At 74.9% G+C, this 1,556-nt stretch carries 1 protein-coding gene and 1 pseudogene; both read left to right on the top strand.

Features of this window, described 5'->3' with window-relative positions:
- Positions 1-230 precede the first annotated feature (230 nt).
- Complete coding sequence (locus tag B7767_RS38325) at positions 231-992, top strand: ABC transporter ATP-binding protein (RefSeq protein WP_085576002.1); 762 nt, start codon at positions 231-233, stop codon at positions 990-992.
- 3 nt (positions 993-995) lie between these two features.
- Positions 996-1,556, top strand: a pseudogene (locus B7767_RS38320) (ABC transporter permease); the annotation flags it as partial.

The raw sequence follows: 1,556 nt of genomic DNA, 5'->3' as shown, positions 1-1,556 counted from the left end.
CCTGCGGCCTGCGGCCTGCGGCCTGCGGCCTGCGGCCTGCGGCCTGCGGCCTCGCGTCCCCGCCGCCGGAACCGCGCCGGGCCCGGGCGAACGGCGCGAGCACGGACGTCATGCCGGGTGGTAGTGCCTGCACCACCATCGTCCGGTCACTGGCTGCATGGGCGGCGGCCTCCGTGCCGCCTACCGTCGTTCGGGTCCCGCAACGAGCTTCGCCCGGAAGGCGCCCCACCATGTCACTGACCCCGGCCGACGTCGCCGTCGGCCTCGACCATGTGCGCAAGACGTACGGCGGTGAGCAGCCGGTCGTGGCGCTGGACGACGTGAGCGCCGTGTTCGCGCGCGGCACGGCGACCGCCGTGATGGGACCGTCCGGATCGGGCAAGAGCACCCTGCTGCACTGCGCGGCCGGGCTGGACCGGCCGGACTCGGGGACGGTACGGATCGGTGCCACCGATCTGTCGTCGCTGTCCGAGAAGCGGCTGACCGAACTGCGCCGCGGGCGGGTCGGCTTCGTGTTCCAGGCGTTCAACCTGGTGGGCGCGCTGAACGTGGAGCAGAACATCCTGCTGCCCTCGCGGCTGTCGGGCCGCCGGCCCGACCCGGCGTGGGTCGCCGAGGTGATCGGGAGGGCCGGACTGGGCGAACGACTGCGGCACCGGCCCGCGCAGCTCTCCGGCGGCCAGCAGCAGCGCGTCGCGATCGCCCGGGCGCTCGTCACCCGCCCCGAGGTGATCTTCTGCGACGAACCCACCGGAGCCCTGGACACCCGGACCGCCGCCGACGTCCTCGCCCTGCTGCGGTCGGCGGTCGACCGGTTCGGGCAGACCGTCGTCATGGTGACCCACGACCCGGTCGCCGCGTCCTACGCCGACCGCGTGCTGGTCCTCGCCGACGGGCGGATCGTACGGGACATGGCACAGCCCGGCGCCGAGCGGATCGCCGAGCACCTGGCACTGCTCGGCCGGCAGCCCGTCGCGAGCCGGGAGGGCTGAGCCGTGCTCCACCTGGCCGTGCAGACACTGCGCTTCCGCAGGGGCGGCTTCGTCGCCACGTTCACCGCACTCGCCGCGGGTGTCGCCGTCCTGATGACCTGCGCCCTGCTCGTGGAGTCCGGATGGCGTCACAAGGGCCGGCCAGGGCGCTACGACGCCACGCTCGCCGTCGTCGCCGACCGGGACCTGAGGGTGGCCACGAAGATGTTCGGCGAGACCGAGCACACCACCATCGCGCTTCCCGAACGCGGCAGCGTCCCCGAGAAGCTGGCCGGCGAACTGGCCGAAGTGCCCGGTGTGGCACGCGCGGTGGGCGACCGTGCGATCCCGGTCACCACGACGGTGGCCCCGGACCTGCCGGTCACGGGGCACGGCTGGGCGAGCGCCGCCCTCGCCCCGTACCGGCTGGTGGCCGGTGAACCCCCGCGCGCCGACGGGGAGACCGCCGTCGACGCCCGGCTCGCCGACGGCCGCGGGCTCGCCCCCGGCGACAGCATCGACGTCGTCGCCGGGGGAGAGAGCCGGCCGTACCGGGTGAGCGGTGTGGTCGAGGCCGACGGCGCG

The organism is Streptomyces sp. 13-12-16, assembly GCF_002114215.1.
In the GTDB taxonomy this organism is placed as follows: Bacteria; Actinomycetota; Actinomycetes; order Streptomycetales; family Streptomycetaceae; genus Streptomyces.
Note: the sequence above shows the minus strand (reverse complement) of the source record. Positions and strands in the feature narration are given on the sequence as shown.